The following is a 1,614-nucleotide window of genomic DNA, read 5'->3' as shown; positions in this document are numbered from 1 at the left end:
GATGAACGCGTGTACCTAGTGCGCCATCTTCAAGATCATTACGTCCCGTCCACACGAAGTTATGTACGGTTTCTGAGTTCTTTTGAATGCCGTTGGAATTAGATTGAGTCATGACACACCTCGCCATTAACAATGCGTTTATGAAGATGAGGAACACCGACTTGATAGCTTAGATCGGCAGGGTGCTCGATATTCCAGATAGCTAAATCAGCGGCATAACCAACTTCAATTTTGCCTTTAGTTTGTGAGTCGCCAATGGCAGCCGCAGCGTTACAAGTTACACCGCGCAGCGCCTCTTCAGGCGTCGTACTAAACAGGGTGCAGCTCATGTTCATCATTAGAGTTAAATCAGCAAAGGGAGAAGTGCCGGGGTTTAGGTCGGTCGCGATTGCCATTGGAATGTCGTGTTCACGAAGTAGGGCAACGGGCGGTTGTTGAGTCTCTTTTAGGAAATAGAAAGCTCCGGGTAGCAAGGTCGCAACTGTGCCTGATTCCGCTAGTGCCTTGACTCCGGTTTCATCAAGGTACTCAACATGATCGACAGAGAGTGCACCGTATTTAGCTGCGAGCGCACTGCCGCCCATATTTGAAAGCTGTTCTGTGTGGCCTTTAATCGCTAGTCCGTGTTCTTTGGCTGCTGCAAATACACGTTCGGTTTGTTCTAAATTGAAGCCGATAGATTCGCAGAACACGTCAACTGCATCGGCGAGTCCTTGCTCTGCGGCTTTAGGAATGATCTCTTGGCAAACCAGATCGATATAGCTGTCTGGTTGTTCTTTATATTCAGGTGGCACAGCATGCGCTGCAAGGAGAGTGGTGGTGATCTTAATTCGGCGATGATTCTCTAACGCTTTAGCTGCGCGTAACATCTTGAGCTCATCTTCAAGTGTTAAACCATAGCCAGATTTTACTTCGATGCTGGTTACGCCACTTCTTAGCAGGCCATCGAGTCTAGGCAAAGCCATTTCAACCAGTTCGGATTCTTGCGCTGCGCGGGTCGCGGTTACTGTCGCCAGAATGCCGCCGCCTTGCTTGGCGATGTCGGTGTAAGACACACCATTCAAACGCTGCTCAAATTCATTGGCACGATTACCTGCAAATACAAGGTGAGTGTGGCAATCAATTAACCCAGGGGTGACGAGTTTGTTTTTGCAGTCATAGGTGACGTAATCCAAAGAACCATCAACACTTACTTGTTCTAATTCAGAAGCAAGTGCCTCGTGGTTTGAACAAGAGATGGACACGATCTTACCGTTTTCGATAACGATATTTTGAGGGGAAGTGGGCTGATAACCATCGGTTCCCGAACTCATGGAGACCACTCGTGCGTTTTTGAGGATCAAATTCATAATCACCTAGATCTTTGCTAAACATTAAATGTATATACAAATAAATAGGCTAAACGCTGACCCGAATCAAGTTGATGTTGCAAAAATGTGATCGGCGATCAGGATGATGTTCTTTAATCTAGAAGTATCTTGGAGCTTAATTTGTACTTAGAGCCGGGATGGTAGAGCAATGCAAAGCTGATGAGGCGTTCTTTGCTCCATGTTCTTCTATTCAAAAGAAGGCAAGGCTCTGATTCTGATAACTTTAGTGACGTTCTTATTTGAG

2 protein-coding genes and 1 pseudogene are annotated in these 1,614 nt (G+C 46.3%); all 3 read right to left on the bottom strand.

Going from position 1 to position 1,614, the window contains the following annotated elements; all coding sequences use genetic code 11:
- A pseudogene (locus AB4496_RS27250) lies at window positions 1-112 on the bottom strand (formimidoylglutamase); the annotation flags it as partial.
- Window positions 99-1,349 (bottom strand): imidazolonepropionase, encoded by a 1,251-nt coding sequence (gene hutI, locus AB4496_RS27245; RefSeq protein ID WP_009846493.1) that lies wholly within the window; start codon window positions 1,347-1,349, stop codon window positions 99-101. The gene hutI and the pseudogene AB4496_RS27250, both read right to left, overlap by 14 nt.
- Before the next feature lie 113 nt (window positions 1,350-1,462).
- A partial coding sequence (locus AB4496_RS27240) for a UTRA domain-containing protein (RefSeq protein WP_372133075.1) occupies window positions 1,463-1,614 on the bottom strand: 152 nt, incomplete at its 5' end.

The sequence above is a fragment of the Vibrio sp. 10N.222.46.A1 genome (assembly GCF_041473595.1).
Taxonomy (GTDB): Bacteria; Pseudomonadota; Gammaproteobacteria; order Enterobacterales; family Vibrionaceae; genus Vibrio; species Vibrio tasmaniensis_A.
This window is presented reverse-complemented; position numbering and strand designations above follow the sequence as displayed.

What these genes read in the sequence shown, in the direction of transcription:
- hutI (WP_009846493.1), bottom strand. Translation starts at nt 1,349, where the DNA reads ATGAATTTGATCCTCAAAAACGCACGAGTGGTCTCCATGAGTTCGGGA.